Origin of the sequence: Pseudomonas sp. P9_31, assembly GCF_034008235.1 — a bacterium.
Lineage (GTDB): Bacteria > Pseudomonadota > Gammaproteobacteria > Pseudomonadales > Pseudomonadaceae > Aquipseudomonas.
This window is the reverse complement of record NZ_CP125375.1, coordinates 797435-818883: the sequence shown is the minus strand read 5'-3', so window position 1 is coordinate 818883 and position 21449 is coordinate 797435. Positions and strand designations below refer to the sequence as shown.

The window sequence follows — 21449 nt, the reverse complement described above, 5'->3', positions numbered from 1 at the left end:
CCTGGATTTGGTTTTTCTTGTTTAATTTCCACTAAAAGCGTCTTACATCAAGTCTTAAATTTCCCTCTAAATTTGAACGGGTCGTTTATTCAAACCCCCAACCCACGCCAGTAAACTCGTGTTTATGAAAAAGAACACTAGCGGCCCCCGGTTTAAAGCGCTCCTCGAAGCAGCGAACATCAGGACAACAGGATTTGCCGCTTTCTTCGACACGGAAGCGCAAAATATCCATAACTGGTACACCCGTGGTGTGCCCGCCTACCGCATGGAAGAGGTCGCCCGACTACTGTCTGTAAACAGCGAATGGCTCAAAACCGGCGAAGGCCCGAAAGAGTCCACGCGCCTGCGCGTGCTCGACGAGTCCGGCAACACCTTCGACGCCCAAGCCATCCGCGGTGTCTACACGGTCATCGAACCCATCGACGTCGAACTGCCGTTCTATAAAGAAACAGCCACCGCCCCGGGCTCCAACAAAACCCATGTCGTCAAAGACCCTGGCCAATCCATCCGTCTGCCCCGCAGCCACCTCGATTTCCTGGAAATCAATCACGCCGACGCTATTTGTACCTACATGATCGGTAACAGCATGGCCGAGAAGATTGAAGACGGCTCCACCCTCGCCATTGATCGCGGGCTTACGCAGATTGTCGATGGGGAGATTTATGCGATCGAGCATGACGGAATGTTACGGATCAAATACCTGCATCGGATGCCGGGGAATGCGCTGCGATTGCGCAGTTACAACAGGGCCGAGTATCCGGATGAGATCTTCAGTGCCGAGCAGATTGATAAGCAGAACATCAGGGTATTGGGGTGGGTGTTCTGGTGGTCCACGCTGAACAAACGCAGACCGTCCGTACCGTTCCTGTAAATACGCAACCCCGCGATCCAATGTGGCGAGGGGGCTTGCCCCCGTTCGACTGCGCAGCAGTCGTAAAACCTGAACATGCGGTGCTTCTGGATAACCCACTTCAGGGACGCTCCGCGCCCCAACGGGGGCAAGCCCCCTCGCCACAGAGTCCGCGCAGCCACACAAAATCATCCCCGCAAAGCTCTATCCCACACGCCAAGCTGGGAATTGCCCCAAAAAATCAGTATGCTGCGCCCCACATTTGCGCATCGACCCTTCTTAAGGCTCAGATCGCACCGACAAGGCAGATGACTTTCTCGCCAAGTCCCACAGCCGAACGCAAGATTCGGGTGTACGTTTTGAAGGCTGGCGCGGCTTACCAAAAATGAACCAAGTCAGTCCCCGAGAAGCCGGCCACAAGCCGGCTTTTTAATGCCCGGAATAATCCTCCCCCCACCACTCTCCTGACCTTTTCCCCTGGTGAGGCCTTTCTCACAGGCATCGATCTGTGCGCGCACGCACACCCGCGCGCTATCGAAACAAACGGCCCTCCAACTGTCATGGTCGCGCAACGATACAGTTCGTTGCCCATGCCCGTCGCCGTACCGGTACTTCCCTCGCCAAGCTCCCTAATCTGCAGTTCGTCATCAGGCACCCACGCCTCAGTTCGCCAAGTACCGATAAAAATGCAATAAAAAAGGAGCTTCAATTGAACACTGATGAAACAGTGGTTGTCACCGGAGTGACATCAGGCATTGGTCTGGCCTGCGCCAGAAAGTTGATAGAGCAGGGAAACAAGGTAGTTGGGATCGGGCGCAGAACCGAGCGCCTCAATGCACTGGCCGACGAACTGGGTGAACGTTTTTATCCCCTGAGTTGTGATGTGCGTGACATCGACTCACTCAACACACAGCTGAAACAACTCCCCGATGCATTTGCCGCCATCAGCAAACTCATCAATAGCGCCGGCTTACTTCAGGGGCAAGGGACGTTACTGGAAGTCTCGGATACTCAAATATCCACCATGCTGGAGACCAATGTTCACGGTTTGATCAATGTCACTCGGGCGGTATTACCCAAGCTGATAGAAAGTGGACGCGGGCACATTATCAACCTGACCTCGATTGGCGCTCATTATCACTATGCCGGCGGCCATGTCTATGCCGCGTCCAAGGCCTTTGTCGACCACTTCGGACAATGCCTGCGCACCGAACTGGTGGGCGCTCGGGTCCGGCTGACCAACATCGCACCTGGTAAAACCCGCTCAGAATTCGCCTTGGTTCAATTTGCCGGCGATCAAGCCAGAGCCGACCGGGTGTACAGCACCCTGACGCCGCTTGAGCCGATGGATGTTGCCAACTCGATCCTCTGGGCCCTGCATCAGCCCACCCACGTCAATATTAATCTTATTGAACTAATGCCTGCTGATCAGGAACTTTCATACCGGTGATCCCATGAGCCAATCTCTCGCCCACTACTATGTCAGAAACAAACTCACTCATAAGTTGATCAGCAAGCGCGTGCTGTCACCTATTTCACTTTCCCAGCAGCCTCCGGCTGACTTGGTACAGGCACTTTGCATTGAAAGCGAAGTGTCAAAGTTGTCAGCTGTTTATGCCCAGTTCCAACACTCGGACGATGGCCAGACGGGGCTTCCTCGTTACATGCCGTTTTATCGTTTCATTCAGTCTAAATTCCCCGGTTTTCAATGGCAGGTCCGCTCCACTCAGGGCAAGAAAACCTTGATTCTGGACAAGCCATACATCAACCAAAGCCGACCTTCGTTATTGAACTTGTTGCTGTGCGCCATCAACGACAACACCGCCACGACCCCGGCCTTGAAAGTGCGATACCCCGCCATGCGAGAACTGCCGGACGAGTTGGTGGTGGATCTTGAGCAGGCCTTTGAGCGTTTGTCATTTGCCCAATCAGCGCCCCACTTCGTCGCGCGTTTTGCCCAGGCTCTGGCCAAGGGACTGGCCGGTGAAACCATTACCCTGGTCTCCCCGGTGTGCCCTGATTATGGCTACGAAAACAAGAATGGCCGCCTGCGCTATACCTTCGAGCACTTGGGCGAAGGCATCGGGCTGGTGGCCGGACGTGTGGTCAAGACCCTGCCTGACCTGCAAGCAGTGCTGCAAAAGCACGGCATCGATGCACGGATCGCCGTGGCGGCCGGGGATTTTGAAGGGTTTGACGCCAGTACCCTGAACCGCCTCAAGGAAACACGCGAAGGCTTCGCTCACAAACTGCGAATCAGCCAGCAGAAGATCCTCGACGTTCTCGGCCCTGGCGCCGAGTCGATCATGATCGCCGAAGCCGCCGGTGGCGAGGACTGCTGGCATGCACTGACGGCAGAAGCCCAACAGCGCCTGGCACATCAGGACAACGGCTGCATCGTCGAGGATGATCTCGACTATGCCTCCATCTTCAGTGCACGACTGCCGCTCTATCAGGCCTGGCACCAGCAGCGTAGCAACGAAGAGCTGATGCAGATCCTGTATGCCCAGGGTGCGGAGTATGCGGCCATCGGCAAGGTGTTTGCCCAGCAGTGGAGCAACCCGATTGTTATCGGTGCGGATCACAATCGCATGCAACCCTTCTATTGGCTGTACAGCACCATTCCTGTCCTTTATCTGACCAGGGTTTACTGATGAGCGCCCGTGAAAGTGCAGGTCAATGCACTCACTACTGTCAGTACGGGCCACAGGGCGATGTCCGTGCCAGCTATGCCCATCTGCCCTTCCAGGGTTTCTGGACCTGGCTGACCGGCAAGGGACAGGCACTTGCACCCGAGGCGTTAAAGAGCGCAATGAATGAGAGCGGTGAGCGCTTTCTGGTGGCTCATTTGCTGTTCACCTGGTTGGTGATGATCGCCCTGGTGCTGCTCGGCCAGGCCGTTCTGGAGGGTGCCTTCTCCACGGGTATGGCGGTGTTGCTGGTGCTGGTGGGCTGGGTCCTGATGGTTAACCGGTTGCGTAGCATGCAAGCCACCTTCCACTACTTGACCCATGGCGCGGTGCTCAAGGACAAGGCCCGCGCACAGCGCTATGCCAGGCTGTTTCTGACCACGCCGCTGCTGTACCAGGACTGGGACACCTATAACCAGAGCCATGTACGCGAACACCACAATATCCACGTGTTGTGCTCTGACACGGACCCCGACCAGCGTTTCATCCGTGAGCAAGGTTTCTACCCGGGGATGCCTGAACCGGTCTACTGGTGGAGGGTCTGCTGCACGCCCTTTCGCCCCGTTTACCTGATGCGCCAATGGCGCGGGACGTTGCTCGACAGCTTTGTTCGTCTTGAACGTCGTGAAGCACTGTTTCGCTGGGGTTTCTGGGGCGTATTGCTCACGCTGCTGTGGGCGACAGGCGGGTTGCAAGCCTTTGGCTTGATGTACGTGATCCCGCGCGCCGTGCTGTTTGAGCACTCCATGTGGCTGCAATTGTTTACCGAGCACCTGTGGTTCTACCACCGGGACGCCGGGAGCAGCGAGAAAAGCCACTATGGCCGGCTGACCTGGGGTCGTTTCCAGGGCCGCACACCGCCAGAAGGCGGGGGCATCGCCCATGCCGCCTGGGTGCTGAAGTGTGCGCTCTACGATCTGCCGGTGCGCTTGTATGTGTACCCCCAAGACTTGCCCAACCACGACGCACACCACCGTCGCCCCAACGTCCATTACCGGCATATCGCCAATTATCGCGCCAGCGTCGAGCAACAGCCCTCCCCTTATGGCCCGTTCCTCGAAGTCTGGGGGTTCATGGCGGGCCTGTACCTGATTCGCGACCATTTGTGCCGAGGGGTGGTCGAGCCGTTTACCCCTCGGGAACCTGCTTCTCTCAATAACCCAAACAGCCTGTACCCAACGTCCACCTCTCAAGGAGTCTGAGCAATGCAAGAGACGATCCAAGCTGCTAACCACGAACTGCAGAACAACGCCTACGCCTCCCTCAAGGCCTCACAGCTGTTTTCTCAAGAAGAGCTGGAGTACATGGAAGCGGCGTGCCAGGTCATCCCCAAAACCATCATCGAAATCGGCGATGTAGGCGAAGAAAACTTTCTCGCGGTGGGACGCTTCATGGAGGATCAAAAAGGCCAGTTACCCGTGTATCGCAATGATCCTTACGGCAAACGTGTGGTGGAGATCCTCTCTTCGGGAAAAAGCCGTGAGTTCTTCAACGGCATCATGGAAGCCGAGTGTTTTATCCGTCGCTGCCAGTCCAATCTGCTGGAAGCCGGCAACTTCATCGGTAAGCACATCGATACCTACAGCAACCTGGAATATCGCTACTCCGTGGTGATCCAGTTCGGCAAGCAATACGAAGGCGGCGAGTTTTTCATCGAGCATGAAGGCCGCGAATCGCAATTTAAAACAGACTACGCCGACGTGCTGATCAACCGCTGCGAGATTCCCCACGGCGTACGCAAGGTAGAGAGCGGCACACGCTCCTCCTTGGTGTTTTTCCTGAGCACCAGCCCGTTGGACAAACCCAACCTCAACAACAAACAGATCTGATCGGAGTGTGCGTCCGCCCCCCAAGGCGGACGCTCAACCGGCGAAACCAGAAGGAAACGTCTCATGACGCAAACCAACGTAGCCAGCTTTCAAGAAACAAAGAATCAAGACCTGCAAGCCTATTTCCTGGGACTCATTTCGGTCGCGGCCTTTGCCATGACCTTGCCGGCGGCAAAAATGCTCGCTGGCGACCTGAGTGCCCTGCAAGTCGGGTTCTTCCGGTCAGTGTTGGCTGCGTTTGCGGCAATTCCTTTCTTGCTTATCGGCCGGGCAAAGATTCCCAATCGTTCGCAAATCAAGCGGATGTTGCTGACGTCCACCGGGATCGTTTACGGCTTTCCGATCCTCACCGCGCTGGGCATGCAATACGTTCCGGTCAGCCATGGCGGCGTGGTACTCGCTGCACTGCCGCTGTCCACAGCGATTTTCGGTACGCTCATTACAGGCACTCGCCCATCCAAAATGTTCTGGGCGGTTTCAAGCCTGGGCTTCCTGGTCGTGATGGCCTACACCGTCATCAAGTCGAATGTCTCGGACATCTACATCGGCGATCTGGCACTGCTGGGCGCCGTGCTGCTGGCCGGTTTTGGCTACGCCCAGGGCGGTGCACTGTCCAAGGAACTGCCGGGCTGGCAGGTCATGTGCTGGACTCTGGTCATCAGCCTGCCTGTGCTGCTCCCGGTCAGCCTCTGGCTCTATGACAGCCAAACCATTGCCAACCTGCCGGGACAAGGGGTCGCCGCCCTGCTGTTTCTGGCCCTGATCAACTCGCTGCTGGGTTTCTTCTCATGGAACCGTGCCCTGGCCCTGGGTGGCATCCAGCGCATCAGCCAGCTGCAGTTGCTGCAACCGTTCTTCACATTTGCTTTTTCGATCCTCCTGATGGGCGAGTCGTGGAACTGGCTGACCCCGGCCGTCTGCGCCATCGTCATCGTGCTGGTCTGGCTGTCCAAGCGCATCTGAACAGGATCGCGCGCGGGTCAACCAGCGCGCTCCATCCACGTGTTCCTCGAGGGGGTTTCAGCCTGGCTGTTCACCCTCTCCACACCCAGACGGAAATCCGCCCATGACTTCTTCGAGCTTTTTTCGCCCCACCTCTGAACTGCAACAATGGGACGCCTCGCAGTATGAAAACAACGCCCATTTCGTCGCCCACCTCGCCGATGGCGCGGTGGAACTGTTGGCCCTCAAGGCCGGCGACCGAGTCCTGGATATCGGTTGTGGTGACGGCTATCTGAGTGAGCAACTGGCTCGTCAAGGCGCTGAAGTGGTGGGTTTCGACTACAGCCCGGAACTGGTGGAAGCCGCACGCTCTCGCGGCCTGGATGTGAGGCTGGGTAATGCCGAGGAACTGTTCTTTCACCAGGAGTTCGACGCGGTGTTCAGCAACGCCGCCATACACTGGATGCGACGTGCCGATCAAGTCGCCTATGGGGCCTTTATGGCCCTCAAGCCCGGTGGGCGTTTCATCGGAGAATTTGCCGGCGCCGAGAATGCGCTGCTGATCCGACGGGCGATTCACGGCGCCCTGGAGCGCAGATCCGTCGACGCACAGGACATTGACCCCTGGTACCTGCCCACCGCCGGTGAATACCAACAGGTGCTGGAGAACGCGGGGTTTCACGTCAGCTTCATCAGTTGGTTCGAACGACCGGTGGTGTTGGATTACCCCATTGCCGAATGGATACAAACCTTTGGCACTCCTTACCTGGCGGCGCTGCCGCTTGAAGCCCGCGCGGGTTTTCTGGAGGAAGTGACGGAGGAGCTGGTCAATGACCTGCTGGACTCCGACGGCCGATGGACGGTGGACTACACATGCCTGCGTTTCAGAGCTGAAAAAAAGGCATAACCCCACAGAACCTGGCTGAAAAAAAGCGACGCATTGGATCAATCAGCAGACAACCGGCGCGAGGCTTGCCGTCTAACTGGAATTAACGATATGTCTATGAAAACCAATGGATTAGCGTTGAAATCTTTTTACACCGACGCCCAAGTGTGGTCGAACCAGGAGGGCAAACCGCTGTACTGGATCGATGACATCAGCCTGGCCGTCAATGGCTCGGAAATCGTTGAGGATTCGCTCATTCAAACACTGCACGACAATGATGAAGTCCAGATCCTCAACGGCGTCATCTACTCCTATGAAGACCTGGGGGAAGTGGCCACCCTGGTGGAGTACTTCAAAAGCTGGCAGCAAAACCTGGGCAGCCGTAACACGTCGCCGGACAGCTAGATCGACGAGCATCAGGCTAACCCGGGGCCAGGTTTCAAATGCTGTGTTCGGTGACTCGTTGGGCTGTTTCGCTGCCGGTCTGAGAATCGATGAAACGCTTGAACTGGATGTCATTGCAGTGGCTGACGTTCAGGCGAATATACTGATCGTAATCGCGGGTGTTGCTGAACAACGACCCTGGTGCCAGAAAGATGCGGGCGTCATGGGCCTGTTCAATCAGACGACGAATATCCACGTGCGCGGGGAAACGCCCCCACAGAAACAAACCATCCACGCTGGGTTCATCAAACACCACGCCCACCTTGCCCAGCCACTCCCGCGCCCGGGCACGCTCCTGCATCACTCGCTGGCGCAGGCCATCCAGATGGTGTTGATAGCGCCCGGACTCCAGGGTGTAGGTCACGATGGTTTCGTCCAGGGATGAGCCGCACAACAGGTTGTACATCTTCTGCTCCACCAGACGCTCGACAAAAGCGGGGGGTGCCGCCACATACCCAAGGCGCAGGGCAGGACTGAGCACCTTGCTGAAACCGCTGATGTAAAAGGTGCGATTCAAACCATCCAGGCTGGCCAGCCGAAGTGTTTGCCTGGCAGACAACGAGCCGAAAATATCGTCTTCAACAATATGAAAGTCATACTTCTCGGCCAGCGAAAGAATCTTGAACCCCTTGGCCGGGGAGGTATTGCCGCCAGTAGGGTTGTGGATCAGGGTCTGGGTCAGAAACAGTTTTGGCCGGTACTTGATCAGCATGGCCTCCATGGCCTCCAGGTCCGGACCATCCCCCATTCGTGGCACGGTGATGATGTTGAAATCCCGCCCCTTGATCAGCTTCAACTGCAGCAACAAGTAGCTCGGGTCCTCGACCAACAGGTAATCACCGGGCTTGAGCATGGCGTTACGAATCAGCGAGAACGCATGGGTAGCCCCCACCGTCACCACAACCTGGTTGCTGGAGGCATCGATTTGAATCTCTCGCAACTTGCGTGCAATTACCGAGCGCAACTGCTGGCTCCCCGCGGCGGGCGCAGGGACGCTGCAAGACAGCGTGTTACGAATCAGCCGTCCGGTAACAGAAACAGGCACAGCGTCAGCCAGCCAGGACGGAGGAAAGTAACCTGAACTGACGGGGATATCGTATTGGGAAGGGTCCAGCGCGCGGTACAGAAACCCCGCATGCAGGCTGGACGGTGGGATCAACTCGTCCAGATCCTTGAGGGATCCCGATGGATTGGCCGCGAGAATAAAGTAACCGGCCCCGGGTCGGGACTCGATGATGTGCTGCGCCACGAGGTCCTCGTAAGCGCTGCTCACCGTAAAGTTACTGACGCCCAGTTGTTTGGACAGAGCCCTGACCGAAGGCAACCGACTGCCTTGAACCCATTGGAAAGACTCGATACGGGCAATAATCGCGCTTCGGATCTGGTCCACCAATAGTGTCTTGCTGCTGCGATCTATCTCAAACATCTCATTCCCTTAATGAAACCACCGCCATCATGGCCTTCCTGATGCTTGGCAAAGAGCAGGCCGGTAATCAACAGGCCATCGCCAACACTCGTGTGCGAGGCAGTATCCTGGATATTTTGTAAGCAAAGTTTACGCCAGTGCTCAAAAAATGCCTTGCCTATTCCATCGAGTAAAAACTCAGGGACGAGAATGGGTTTTCATGGGGTTTTCATGGGGTTTGCGGACATTGCGATCCAAAGGCTCGAGGTAGAAGTCCAGTTTGCCGAGGTATTGGTTGAGAATGATCAGGTTTTGGGTCCAGGGTAATTGTCGCAGCAGTGCTGAGACTTTTGCATCGTGCCTGTACACCTCGTAAAACTGGCGCATACGAAAGAGATTCGGTCGGTGGTTTACGCCATTGGGCAGCAGACTGCTGCCCAATTCAATAGTGCCAGCACCGCTGTCACAATTGCCCGATCACGGATAACTAAACCCCTTAACCAACGTCAACTCCCCCACCGCCCGCATCGGCACCAGGAACGTCTCCATTTTCTCGTTCGGCGTCCCCTCTTGCGTAATCACCGTCACTTGCGCGGTGGTCAGTGGCTGAACAGCCTCTTCCTGCCCCTCTTCATCACCGCGATACCCGCCACCGTAGTAGTTCACGTACACCAGGTATTGCCCCTTGATCGGCGCCGGCATGGCGAAAATTTCCGGGCCGTAGCCGGTGGTGACGTCCACATCCAGCGCCGCACCATTGGGCGCGACACGATCGCCGTACCAGATGTGTGCGCCATCGGGGGTGATGAGGTGCAAGTCCAGATCCGTGCCGTCGCTGTCCCAGGAAAGCAGTACTCGCAACTTCGCCGGAGTGGCACCGCCACTGGCGTTCAGGAACTGAGTGCGATGCCGCTGTTGGCCATCGGGACTGCGGACTTCAACGCTGTTGCTGCCGTTGGGAAATGAGAACGGGCGGTCGTAGCGGCCCGCGGGGTCAATTTTCAGTGGCATGCTGACGCCGTTGACGATCAGCTTACCGGGCTCATTACCCTTGGGGGTGGATTGGATTTGGCCGGTAATGCGAGCGGTATTGGCCTGCCCCACCGGTGTGTTCACCGACGAAGCCGGGTAATTGACCGTCTGACGAAAGTTTTCACCTTCGCCTTCGGGGGCGCCCGTGCGCCAGCCGCCGACGGGGGTGTCGAGTTTGACCGCGCTATCGGCGGCGAATGTCGTCGGCCATACGCAAAACGAACAAAGGAACAGGAAGACCTGTGGATAACGGAGTTTCATGGCCTATTCCAGCAAGAGGTGGCGGGCGAGCCCTTCGATGTAGGTTTCATCCTGGCCATTGGGGTGTGCTTCAAAGGCCAGGTGCAGGTATTCGTGGGTCAAGTCGAGGCGGTCTTGCAGCGTCAGCACGCCACGCACATAAATGCGCTGGCGTTCGCGGTCCACGAAGGGACGACCGAAGGCCAGGCGGCAAACGGCAAAGGTGCTGACTTCGTTGTAACCGACCTCACTTTCGAGGCGTTGGCGCCAGCCGCGGCGTTGGTTTTGCAACCAGTCTTGCGCGGCGGGCAGCGCTTCGCAGGAAGCGACCGGGCTGTCCCAGCGGCTGAGGCTTGCACGCGGGTAGGCGTGCAGCAGGATGGCGTCGTAGCGTTGACCGGCGTTGGCCTGTTCGACGGCTTGCTGCCAGGAGAGTTTGTCCGGCTCGGGTTGGTCGGAGTGATAGGTAACGGTGCTGCCGGCGAGAACCAGGTCGCTGGTCCACGCGGCGATGTTGCGCGATTCGGTGGCGGCCGGACGTGGGGCGACGCGCTGCCGGCTGCTGCTGTCGTCGATGCTCAGGCAGTCGCCGTTACGGGTAGCGTTTTGCAGCAGGTAGGTGCGGATCGCGACGCTCAGGGCTTTGGCTGCTTCAACAGGCTCGGGCCTGGCTTCGCGCTGCAGGACACGGGCGACGTACTCTTCGCGGTCCAGGCGGGCGACGAGCTTGTCCTTGAGCAAGAACAACTCGCCGTCGCTGTGGATGTCGAGTTGGTTGCCGTTGGCGAATTCGACGCGGTAGTCGCCCTGCAGGGGCCCAGGCGCTAACACGCGATCCCCCGACAGCACGCGTTTCAGCGGATAACGCGCGAACAGGCCGACCTCAACACACTTCCCCGCTTCTGCTGGCCATGACGAGGGCAACACCGTCGACAGCGCCTGACCATAATTGCGCAAAACCATCTGGCTGGTGCCACGCCCACCGGCCCAGATCGGCGTGCCGTTCGCCGTCCAGCCCGCGAATCCGCCCTGGCGCGACGAAGGATCCTGATCCCCCAGCCAGCTCCAGGTTTTCACCCGCAACCGACCGCCAAGCTCACCCACGACATTGCCGTCAGCGGCATTGAGAACCACATCGAGCAATACCCGCCGCGCTCGATCCTGCGCCGGCATCACGGCCAAGACCTTCAACAACTCAGCCACCGAAACCCGGGTCTGCGGTTGCAACGACGGCAAGTCCAGCAACCACGTTGGCGCTTGTCTCGTCTGCCAATACTCGCGCCACTCAGTGCCGGAAATGCCCAATCGCGCGGGTTCGAAGTACAACCCGCAGGACTTCACCAACGCCTGATCGCGACCGATCGTGCCACCCGCCGTGCAGCAATAAACTTCGTCCTTCGACTGCCCGCGACACTCATAAGCCGGTTCACGCGCGCCGGTGTCCACCAGCCAGCCGTAGACAAACAACTTCCACAAGCTGCCCAGCGGCGTCTGCAAATCGGCAGGCAATGGCTCACGCGAGATCATCTGAGTCCGGCTCAACGCAAGCAGTTCACCCTTGAAGCCCAGGCGCAACGGCTCGTCCTGCGCTGTCGCCAGCGCAGGGATCAAACACAGCAGCCACCAGACCAGACACCGGGTCATGTCAGTTGACCGTGACCTGACCGAATGCCGGCTTCTGTTCCTGAGCCTGATGCTGTGGCGCGTAGACCTGCGTGAAGCGCACCGGTGGCAGGCTGAACTGGCCTTTTTGCGAGAAGCGCACCAGATGACGCAGACGCAACTCACCGCTCAGCGCATCCACTGGCACCGCATACGCCATTTGCCCCGGTTCGAAACGGGCCTTCTCCAACGCGGTCGGCTCGGTGCCGGCCTTGCCCATCAGCTTGATGCCCCACGTGGTGCGCTCGACGTCCGCACCCGGTGGCAGCGGCACTTCGAGCATGCCGTAGCGCAGCGGTTTCGCCGCTTTACTGGTGATGATCACTTCGTCCAGGTACAGGCTGTCGCTGGACAACGGCTTGGTGCCGACCGCTTCGAGTTTGAATTCGAACGCTTCGTCACCCGGCACCAGACGCGACAGGCGACGGGTGATGGTCACGGCCATCGGATCGATTGCCGGTTGTTTGGTCTGGTAGCTCAGCGCGGCACGCAGCGGGCGTTCTTGCGTCCCGGTCAGCGACAACACCGCCGGCACCGGCGTAGCGCCCTGCCACGTCCAATACATCTCACCGGTATCACCGTAGCGTTTCTTCCAGCCTTCCCCCGGTGCCAGTGCGATGGTCGGAGAGGCTTGCTCGATACTGCGTTGCAACCATGTCAGCGCCAAGGCGCGCTCCAGGGTCGATTGCTGTGGCAACAGGCGTTGCAACAACGCTTGTGCATGCGCTTGATCGAAAGCTTGCAGCGACAGGTTCAAGGCCTCGGCAAACGGTTGAGCGCTGGCAGCCACTTGCTGTTGCGCAGCATCCACTTGACGGCTGAACGCCGGGGGCAGATTGACTTTGGCCTGACGCGCCAAAGACGCGGTCAGCACCCGAGCACTGGCCAGCCCCAATGCCGAATCCGGATCGTTCATGACCAGGCTCTCTGCGCCATCGTCCATGACGCTCGCCGCATTGCCTTCGCCGGCTTTCACCAAGTCGTCGATCAAACCGCTGAGCAACGTGTTCACCGGCAATTGCATCTGTTTGGCAAACGACAGAATCAACGCCCGCTGCAACAGCGGCGTGTTCTGCGCCTGTTTCGCGTACACCTCCAACACCCGCTGCCAGTGCTCCGGCGGCAGGCTCAGTTCCAGCGCCTTGCTGGCGTGCCAGTCGGCGTAATAGGCGTAAGCGGTGAGGAACGCATCCGGCTCACCGTCATAGCCCCACCAGGTGAAGCTCGCCGACGGACCGGCCATTTGCACCAGCCGCAGGCGGCTGTTCTGCATGATCAAACGCAAGCGGTCGCGGATCTGTGGATTCGACGACAGCGTTGGATAAGCGATGCTCAACGGCAGCAAACGACTGGCGGTTTGTTCAACGCCGCCGTACGGATAGCTCAGCAGATCATCGAGGGCCGAGCGGAACACCGCTTGCGGGCTGTCATCCAGACGCAGGCGGATGTCGCTGGCGTCCGCCGGCAAGGTCAGTGGCGTATCACCGCTGGCCACATCCAGGCTTTGGCTTTGGGTCACCTGCCAACCTTCACCGGTCGCGGTCAGGCGCACGGCCAAGGCGTCAGCGGTTTTGCCGTCCTGCACCAGCTCGGCGGTCCACTCGCCATTGGCCAGTGCGAACGCCGGCAATGCGATGTAGTTGACGCCGTTGTTCAGGGTGACCGGCACACGTTGCTCGGCACCCGCGTAATGAATCACCAGTTCAGCCTTGACCGATTTCTCGGCCTGACTGAAAGCGAACACACCGAGATCCGGTTTGTCGCCATTGCGGAATTTGGTCGGGCCGCTCCACTTCAGGTACAGCGGTTTTTCCGAGCGCACGAATTGCTTCTTCTGCCCGACCTGGCCGTCATCGGCGATGGCGCGGGCGGTGATGCGCCAGCGGGTCAAGGAGTCCGGCATCTTGAAGGTGAAACGGGTTTTGCCGTTGGCGTCGGTGATCAATTCCGGCTGCCACGCGGCGGTGTCGACGTCTTCACGACGCGGCCGCTCCAGCACTTTCACCCCACGCTCGCTGCGGTTGGCTTTGCCCGGTGCGCCCGGGCTGCCCGGCAGTGCCACGTCGTAGCTGATAAACGACAAACTGGCGCTGGTGCGCACGTTGTTGCGGCGCGGGTGGTAGAAGAACTGGTCGATGGTCGGCGCGACTTCCGGTTGCAACGCGTAGATCATTTCGTCGACCACGCTGACCGTCAGGTGCGCCGGAATCGGCTTGCCGGCGAATTGAGTGGTGAGGTCCACGGACACAGTATCGCCGGGTTGATACGCCTCTTTATCGGTGGCGATGGCCACGTCGATCTGCGGCGCGATCACCTTGATGCCGGCGTTCTGGAAGCTGTATTGGCCGCCCTTGGTGTAGAGCACGGAGAAGGTCATGTTCGGCGCGAAGTTGTCCTTCACCAGGATGCGTGCGCGGTATTGGGTGTCGCTGAGTTTTTCCATCTTCAGCCAGTCGCTGCCCTTGGACAGCAGCGCCGTGGCCTCGACCTTGTCGCGCTCGAGCGACAGCAACGCATCGCTGACCGGCTCGGGGAACGTGATCAACGCGAGGGCTTCGTCGCCGGCCTTGTACTCGGGTTTGTCGAGGACGATTTCCACCGTACCAGGCACGGCTTTGACGCCATCGCCCGTGACCGAATGGCCGGTCGCGCCAAGCACGCGGCCGTGATCATCTTTCAGCGTCAGGTTGTAAGTGCCCGGACGGTCGAAGGTCAGGGTAAAGCCTTTATCTTTGGCGGCGAGTTTACCTTCGCCAGAGGTCTGATCTTCGAGCCGTACCCAGCTGTAGCTGCTCGGGTTGACCGCTTTGCTCTGCTCGCTGCCACCTTCGTTGGCATAGCTGAATGCAACCTTGCTGCCCACCGCGCTGAACCGCTGCGGCGCGCTCAGGCGGAAACTGGCGGCGCCACGGTCGATGAGGATTTCCTTGGTGGTCTTGACCCGATACGCCGCGCCATCGCTGGCGAATACGGTGAGCATGTAGCGGCTCGGTTTCTCGGCGGCGGGCAAATCGAGGCTCGCGTTGCCCTTGGCGTCGGTGGTCAGTTCGGCGCTGGTCAGCTCCACCGGGAATTGCCCGAGGTATTGAAGTTCGTTGTCGACCATCGACAGTTGCTGGGCGCGCAGGCTCAGGCTCAACTTGGCATTGGCCACCGGTTTACCATCCGGGTACAGCAATACCAGACTGCCCTTCACCGGTTCGCCGGTGCGGTAATCCTGCTTGGCCAGGTTCAGGGAAATCTCGAAGTGCGGCTTGATGTACTCAGCCACGCGGAAGGCACTGCTGTAGGCCTGATCCTTATAGCTGAAACGCAGTTCATAACCGCCCGCTACCGCATTGTCCGGCAACTGGAAACGGCCCTGAGTACCCGCCTTGGAATCGAGCTTCAGCGCCAACGATTGCAGCGCCGTGCCGGTGGCGTCGAGCACGGTGACGTTGACGTCGGCAGCGGTCGGTGCCACGGAATCCCGCGCATTCTTGAACTCGCGGCCGACGATTTTCAGCGACACCCAATCCCCCGGCCGATACAGCGGCCGGTCGGTGAACGCATAAAGTTTGGTGTCGTAGATTTCGCTGTCGTAATAGAAGTTCTCGGAGACGAACACCCCGCCCTCTTCGTCCTCGCCGATCACGAACGAACGCTCGGGGCTGACGTGTTTCAGACGCAGTAATCCGTCGGCGTCAGTAGCGCCGCTGCTCATCACGCCCAGGCCGTCGGTCCACAGCACATTGACCTTGGGCACCGAACTGCCTTCGTGTTTGCGCGCGGCCCACACCAGCAATTCATCGCCAGCAATCTTGCTCACGGCCACGGTGTTGGAGACGAAGACCATGGTGGTCGCGCGGTACTTGCCGATCAGCGCTTCCACCAGATACAGCCCCGGTTTCAGGTTGCCCAACGGGATATACACGTTGCCCGGCGAGACACTGACGAACTCGCTGGAAGAACCGGCCAGGCTCACGCCTTCAGGCGGCTGGATCGGTTTGGCTTGCCATAGCGGATAACGGAATTGGCTGACCACCGGCAGACCCGGAATCAACGCGAATTGTGGCTGTGCGTCGTAGGGCGTTGGCGCGGCGATGGCGGTGCCCATCTTCAGTTCCGGCACTTCCTCGGTGACTTGTTTACGCGACTCGTAGGAAAACGCCCGCTGCATCACCCGACGGGATTTGCGGTACCAGTTGTCCCACAGGTACGCGAGGGTGTTCGACAGGCCTTCGCCCTTGAACTGGCCATCGCTGACCACCCGATGCAGGTTCTTCTGGCGCTTGAGGAAATCCAACGGCTTGTCGATGCGATACACACGAATGTCCGCGCCGCCGTATGGCTCCATGCGGAACCGGCGGTAATCGCGGCCCGGCGCTTCGAGGCGCACCATCGCCTGTTCGTCGCTGGCGAAACTGCTGTCGGCCAGCAGGAAGAAACTTTCACCGGCCACCGGCGTATAGCCGCTCGGCTCGACGGTGTCTTCGGCGTTGACCGCCGACAGAGGCAAAATCAACGCAAGCAAAAGAGGCAGTTTTGAACAAATGCGCAGCATGCGGGCACCGATCATTGGGAGAGAAAGTTCAGTCGATAGACGCCGATGAAGTTGGGGTTGGCTGCGTCGGGTATCCATCGGGTGTCCTTCCATGTCATGAGTTGTTGCAGGCTTGCGGAGCGCATGCCGTTGTCGGTGGGGGTAGTGGTGCCGGTGTGATAGGCGATGAAGCGGCCCATCCAGATCATCAGGTGCTGGTCGTCGCCCTGATCGAAAAACATCAAGTCGCCGGGCCGGGCCTGGGCCAGATCACGGCCAACCAGGAGGCTGTTGAACTGGATCAGTTTGATCGCGTTGACATAGGGCCCGACCTTGCCGCCGCCCTGCTGCCATTGCTGGGCGAGGCCGCGTTGGGCGTCGCTCAGTTGCAGTTCCGGCGGCAGGTAGCGATTGGACAGGCCATTGCTGCGCAGCCATTTGTCGTCATGGACTTTCAGCGCTTCGTTGGCGGCAAACCGCACCAGCCCGGCGCAGTCCTGCTGATACCAGCGCGGGCTCGGGCCTTGGGTCAGTTGTTCCTGGGCGATGCGCACGAACCAGGCGCGGAATACCTGGGACTGTTGCGGGTCGAGCGCCGGGGCTTCGCTGGCAAAGGTGCGAGTCCCCAGCAACAACGCCAGCAGGCCGAGGCCTCGGATGAGTGCGGTCACAAGGCTTTCCATTCCAGCGGCAGCCACTGCCAGTGGCCGTCGGGCTCGCTGCCTTTGGGCAAGGTCAGGGCATATTTGCCATAGCCGCCGAGGGTGCGCAGTTTCGGGATCAGGTAGGTTTGCGCGGCGTTGTAGAACACCGGCTCCATGTCCTGCGGCAGGCTGTCGAGGGTTTCCTGCTGCATCAACTGCGCCATGGAATCCGGGCCGAAATAGATCGGCATCAACAGGTCTTTTGGCAGCACGTCAGCCAGCGGCGGGAAGCGTTTGTCGAGGGTGCCGAGGGCTTTGTCGACCAGTTTGTCGTCGAGGGAGAACAGCAGGGTCGAACCGTGGCGCGCGAGACTTACGCGCATAAAGGCTTTGCCGGTGATCGCGTCGGGCTGCTCGGCATCCTTGGCCTTATAGGGACCGAAGTTGGAGCTGACCTGGCGCTGCCACTGATGGGTCTGGCCTTGCTGTTTTTCGACCACCGGGAAGGCGTGATCGGCAACGTTGCCTTCGTAAGCACCCACCATCGAGCCGAACAGGTTGCCCAGGTCGCCGTCGAGTTTGGCGCTGTCATCATCATTCAGGCTGGCCACCAGCAGCGGCGTGTACAACCGCGAGTCGGCATACCAGCACAGGCCGGCAGCACCGGCCATGTGTTCAGTCAGGGCCTGGGCCACGGACTCTTCGGCACCGAGTTTCACCAGCAGCGGCTTCTGTTGTTCGGCGGCCAGTGGCAAGGCCACGCAGGCGCTGGCGCCCATCGGCATGGCTTGCCAGATCGGTTTGAAGTCGAAGTCTGGCTGGTTTTCCAGTTCGTCCATGGCCAGGAAGCTGTGCCAGCCCTTGTCGTCCATGTCGAAACGCAGGCCGGCGAAGTTCGGGATGAAGCGCTGGTAGCCCATGGCCAGAACGCTGGAATTGACCGAGAGGCGTTGTTTTACCTCAGGCGCGCGCGGTGGCAGGCCGAAGGCTTCGGGGAAGAGTTTCTGGCCGCCGAGTAGTGCTTCCAGCGATTCGGTCGATACCATGCCGGGGTCGTCGACTGGACCGTGGCCGGTTTCATAAAGCTTGGCCGGGTTGGACAGCACCACCAGTTTGTCGCCATGAGAGGCGAACAGCAGCGCTTTGCTGTTGTTGTAGGTGAGTTGATAAAGCGGCACCACATCGCCGGCGACTTTGATTTCAGCCAGCTTGCTCAGCTGCGTATCATCCAGCGCCACTTTCGCCAGCGGCTCCAGTACCTTGGCCAGCCCGCCGCGATCCATCACCAACAGGAAATCCTTGAGACGTCCATCCGCCCCGCGCCACAGCGCCACATCCGCCGGTTGATCGAACAGCTGCTCGATCAGGCTGTCCTGCAACTTCAGGTCATGCTCGTAAATGATCCGCCGCAGACTACCAATCAAACCGAGGCGATCGGCGTGGGCTTCGTAATAGAAGACGAAATCTTCGGTCAGGGTTTCCTTGAGAAACGGCACCGCCAGCAAATCCTTGGGCAGCTGGCTCAGGGAATGGGTTTCGAGCAGACCGTCCGGCCGGCTCATGCCCAGTTTGTCACTGGCCAACTCAGCGGGCGGCGCCTTGGGTTTGTGCAGGAACCACCCTAACCCGCCCGCCACGCCAGCCACCAGGCACAGCCCGACCAGCAGCGCCGGCCAGCGACGGGAAGTGTTGGCAGCAGGTGCGTCGGCGGCCGGGGAAGCGGCTGGTGGAATAGTGTTATCACTCATGTTCACAAACCCAATTCATCCGTGGTGCGGGATGTTTAATAGTTGAAAGTCTTGACCAGCAGCAGGTCGCCGATCGCCCGCAAAGGCACAATGAAGGTCTCGCGTTTTTCGTCGACGGTGTTTTCGTTGAGCACCAGATTGATTTGCGAGGTGATCACCTCGTTCTGGTTGCTGGTCTCATCGAAGTTATAGCCGCCACTGCCGAAGTTGCCCCAATAGTTCACGTAAACCAGGTAGGTGCCGTGCATCGGCGCGGTCATGGTGAACATTTCCGGGCCGGGGCCATCGACCCCGTCCGGGTCCAGGCCGCCGCCGTTGCTCATCGCCGGGCGAGCCCAGAACGCATGTTGGCCATCGGGCGTAATGATGTGCAGGTCGAGTTCGGCCTTGGGGTCGTCCCAGCCCAGCACCACGCGAATCCGCGCCGGAGTGCGCAGGTCGTTGGCTTCATAGAATTGGACGCGTTTGAGCGACTTGCCCTCGGAACTGCGCACTTCGACGCTGTTGGAGCCGGCGCCGAACGCATACGGCCGGGCAAAACGCCCTTGGTCGTCGGTGTACAAATTCAGGGGATTGCCGTTGACCGCCAGGCTATGGGGGCCACGGAGTGTGCCGAGGGCCTTGAGCTGGCCTTCGATCATCGTGCGATTGCGCTGCACGCCCCGGTCGATGGGCGGCGTGGGATAGGCGACTCGCGGATTTTCACTGCGGTCCAGCAGGCCGTGATAACGCCAGCCGCCCACCGGTTCCGACAACTCGGCCGTGGGCTCGGCCCACGCAACCTGGGCACAGACCAGCGTGATCAGCAGTGAAAGAACACAACGCATGTGACGCCTCCTGCCATGCATAACGAAACCTGGCGCCCGATCCTCGGCGCGTTACAGATCGAAAAAACTGCGTTTCGTCAGAAAGACCCTGAATATAGGGTCGTAGAAGGCGCGAAGATTAGCCATTCGGCGGTTTTTTAACAATCGGATACATCTATATTTGCGGTGGGAATCACGGTGATTGTTGGGCGTGAGCCGAATAGTGGGGTTATTCGGCTCACGAAATGAGCCGAATAACCCCCATCACCTTTATAGACGACATATCTCTGTGGCGAGGGAGCTTGCCCCCGCTCGACTGCGAAGCAGTCGCAATTCGCTGAATGCAGCGTAGCGTGCCTGAAGAAACGCGGCGTATGGTTTTGGGGCCGCTTCGCGTCCCAGCGGGAGCAAGCTCCCTCGCCACAAGGTGTGTTGTCACCCCGGAACTGCTGCGCCAACGACCCCGCTCATTTGCCCATACCCCCCATGTCTGCTAGTGTCGCGCCGGTTTAACGTCAACCGGAAATAGCCGCCATGGCCCGCAAAAAAGCTGCACTGGATTTCGAACAATCCCTCGCTGACCTGCAAACGCTGGTGGAGCGTTTGGAGAACGGCGAATTGTCGCTGGAAGACTCGCTGACCGCTTTCGAGCAGGGCATTGGTCTGACCCGCGATTGCCAGGCGGCGCTGGCCCAGGCCGAGCAAAAGGTTCAGGTGCTGCTCGAGCGTGATGGCGAGCTGGCCGAGGAACCCTTCGACGCGGATCAGCCAGAATGATTGCGGCGTATTCGGCCACCAGCCAGGCTCGCGTCAACGCTGCACTGGAAACCCTGTTCAACCCGCCAGGCCCTGAACTCGCTCGCCTCTATGAAGCCATGCGCTACAGCGTGATGAATGGCGGCAAGCGCGTGCGTCCGTTGCTGGCCTACGCCGCATGTGAAGCACTGGGCGGCAAAGCCGAGCAAGCCAACGGCGCAGCCTGTGCGGTTGAGCTGATCCACGCCTATTCGTTGGTGCACGACGATCTGCCGGCCATGGACGATGACGACCTGCGTCGCGGCCAGCCAACCACCCACAAGAAATTTGACGAAGCCTGTGCGATCCTCGCCGGCGACGGTTTGCAGAGCCTGGCCTTCAGCGCCCTGCTCGACCCGCGTCTGAGCAGCTCGGACGCTGAAACCCGTCTGCAGATGGTCAGCGCTCTGGCGTTGGCGGCAGGTCCGGCGGGGATGGTCGGCGGGCAAGCCATCGACCTCGGCTCGGTGGGTCTGAAGCTCGATCAAAAAGCCCTTGAATACATGCATCGGCACAAGACCGGTGCGTTGATCGAGGTCAGCGTCAAACTCGGCGCCCTGGCCAGCGGTCATGCCGAGAAGGACGAACTGAAGTCTCTGCACAGTTATGCACAGGCCATCGGTCTGGCATTTCAGGTCCAGGACGACATTCTCGACGTCGAAAGTGACACCGAAACCCTCGGCAAACGCCAGGGTGCCGACATCGCCCGGGACAAGCCGACCTACCCGGCCCTGCTCGGCCTCGACGCGGCCAAGGTCTATGCCCTGGAACTACGCGACCAGGCCCTGCACGCGCTGCGACCGTTTGACGCGGCGGCCGAGCCATTGCGCGATCTGGCCCGGTACATCGTCGATCGCCGCAGCTGACGACGTACTCGCCAAAAAAGACCAACGCGTGGGCAGGGGGCGATGCATCAGGTAAACTGCCGCATCTTTTATACCTATAACGATTCGC

General features: G+C 59.4%; 17 protein-coding genes and 1 pseudogene. 10 read left to right on the top strand and 8 right to left on the bottom strand.

The window, feature by feature from the left end; genetic code table 11:
* Positions 1 to 124: 124 nt before the first annotated feature.
* The 8 genes from QMK51_RS03740 (at position 125) to QMK51_RS03705 (ending at position 7602) form a co-directional block, all read left to right on the top strand.
* Positions 125 to 871, top strand: coding sequence for a helix-turn-helix transcriptional regulator (locus QMK51_RS03740; protein WP_258698899.1), 747 nt, complete (start codon positions 125 to 127; stop codon positions 869 to 871).
* Positions 872 to 1559: 688 nt separating this feature from the next.
* Complete coding sequence (locus QMK51_RS03735; RefSeq protein WP_320393189.1) at positions 1560 to 2300, top strand: SDR family NAD(P)-dependent oxidoreductase; 741 nt, start codon at positions 1560 to 1562, stop codon at positions 2298 to 2300.
* 214 nt (positions 2301 to 2514) lie between these two features.
* Complete coding sequence (locus QMK51_RS03730) at positions 2515 to 3504, top strand: hypothetical protein (RefSeq protein ID WP_320393188.1); 990 nt, start codon at positions 2515 to 2517, stop codon at positions 3502 to 3504.
* Positions 3504 to 4742 carry a hypothetical protein gene (locus QMK51_RS03725; protein ID WP_320393187.1) on the top strand — a complete coding sequence of 413 codons (1239 nt, stop codon included), beginning with the start codon at positions 3504 to 3506 and terminating at the stop codon, positions 4740 to 4742. Before QMK51_RS03730 ends, QMK51_RS03725 begins: the two co-directional genes overlap by 1 nt.
* Positions 4743 to 4745: 3 nt before the next feature.
* A complete protein-coding gene (locus tag QMK51_RS03720; protein ID WP_258698879.1) occupies positions 4746 to 5369 on the top strand; it encodes a 2OG-Fe(II) oxygenase in 624 nt (207 codons plus the stop codon).
* Between the two features lie 63 nt (positions 5370 to 5432).
* On the top strand, positions 5433 to 6332 hold the full coding sequence (locus QMK51_RS03715) for a DMT family transporter (protein ID WP_320393186.1): 900 nt from the start codon (positions 5433 to 5435) through the stop codon (positions 6330 to 6332).
* Positions 6333 to 6435: 103 nt separating this feature from the next.
* Positions 6436 to 7218, top strand: a complete 783-nt coding sequence (locus QMK51_RS03710) for a class I SAM-dependent methyltransferase (RefSeq protein ID WP_320393185.1) — start codon at positions 6436 to 6438, stop codon at positions 7216 to 7218.
* 90 nt (positions 7219 to 7308) lie between these two features.
* Entirely contained in the window at positions 7309 to 7602 is a 294-nt protein-coding gene (locus QMK51_RS03705; protein WP_258698876.1) for a hypothetical protein, read from the top strand.
* A 34-nt stretch (positions 7603 to 7636) separates the two neighbouring features.
* Here the strand turns inward: QMK51_RS03705 and QMK51_RS03700 are convergent, their stop codons facing one another.
* The 8 genes and pseudogenes from QMK51_RS03700 to QMK51_RS03665 form a co-directional block, all read right to left on the bottom strand.
* Positions 7637 to 9067 carry a PLP-dependent aminotransferase family protein gene (locus QMK51_RS03700; RefSeq protein WP_320393184.1) on the bottom strand — a complete coding sequence of 477 codons (1431 nt, stop codon included), beginning with the start codon at positions 9065 to 9067 and terminating at the stop codon, positions 7637 to 7639.
* A gap of 243 nt (positions 9068 to 9310) precedes the next feature.
* A pseudogene (locus QMK51_RS03695) lies at positions 9311 to 9493 on the bottom strand (DUF1016 N-terminal domain-containing protein); the annotation flags it as partial.
* 30 nt (positions 9494 to 9523) lie between these two features.
* Positions 9524 to 10339, bottom strand: a complete 816-nt coding sequence (locus QMK51_RS03690; RefSeq protein WP_258698874.1) for a YfaP family protein — start codon at positions 10337 to 10339, stop codon at positions 9524 to 9526.
* Positions 10340 to 10342: 3 nt separating this feature from the next.
* Complete coding sequence (locus QMK51_RS03685; protein WP_320393183.1) at positions 10343 to 11962, bottom strand: DUF2300 domain-containing protein; 1620 nt, start codon at positions 11960 to 11962, stop codon at positions 10343 to 10345.
* A 1-nt stretch (position 11963) separates the two neighbouring features.
* Positions 11964 to 16538: an alpha-2-macroglobulin gene (locus tag QMK51_RS03680; RefSeq protein ID WP_320394473.1), complete on the bottom strand. Its 4575-nt coding sequence runs from the start codon at positions 16536 to 16538 to the stop codon at positions 11964 to 11966.
* Complete coding sequence (locus tag QMK51_RS03675) at positions 16535 to 17185, bottom strand: DUF1175 domain-containing protein (protein ID WP_320393182.1); 651 nt, start codon at positions 17183 to 17185, stop codon at positions 16535 to 16537. The genes QMK51_RS03680 and QMK51_RS03675 overlap by 4 nt, the downstream gene beginning before the upstream one ends.
* On the bottom strand, positions 17170 to 18894 hold the full coding sequence (locus tag QMK51_RS03670; RefSeq protein ID WP_320393181.1) for a DUF2138 domain-containing protein: 1725 nt from the start codon (positions 18892 to 18894) through the stop codon (positions 17170 to 17172). The genes QMK51_RS03675 and QMK51_RS03670 overlap by 16 nt, the downstream gene beginning before the upstream one ends.
* Positions 18895 to 18929: 35 nt before the next feature.
* Entirely contained in the window at positions 18930 to 19721 is a 792-nt protein-coding gene (locus tag QMK51_RS03665; RefSeq protein WP_320393180.1) for a YfaP family protein, read from the bottom strand.
* Between the two features lie 513 nt (positions 19722 to 20234).
* Between QMK51_RS03665 and QMK51_RS03660 the strand changes: the two genes are divergently transcribed.
* Both QMK51_RS03660 and ispA read left to right on the top strand, forming a co-directional pair.
* The gene (locus QMK51_RS03660) at positions 20235 to 20477 is read left to right on the top strand and encodes an exodeoxyribonuclease VII small subunit (RefSeq protein ID WP_007894317.1); all 243 of its coding nucleotides are present in this window, start codon (positions 20235 to 20237) and stop codon (positions 20475 to 20477) included.
* A complete protein-coding gene (gene ispA / locus QMK51_RS03655; protein WP_258698869.1) occupies positions 20474 to 21361 on the top strand; it encodes a (2E,6E)-farnesyl diphosphate synthase in 888 nt (295 codons plus the stop codon). The genes QMK51_RS03660 and ispA overlap by 4 nt, the downstream gene beginning before the upstream one ends.
* Positions 21362 to 21449 lie beyond the last annotated feature (88 nt).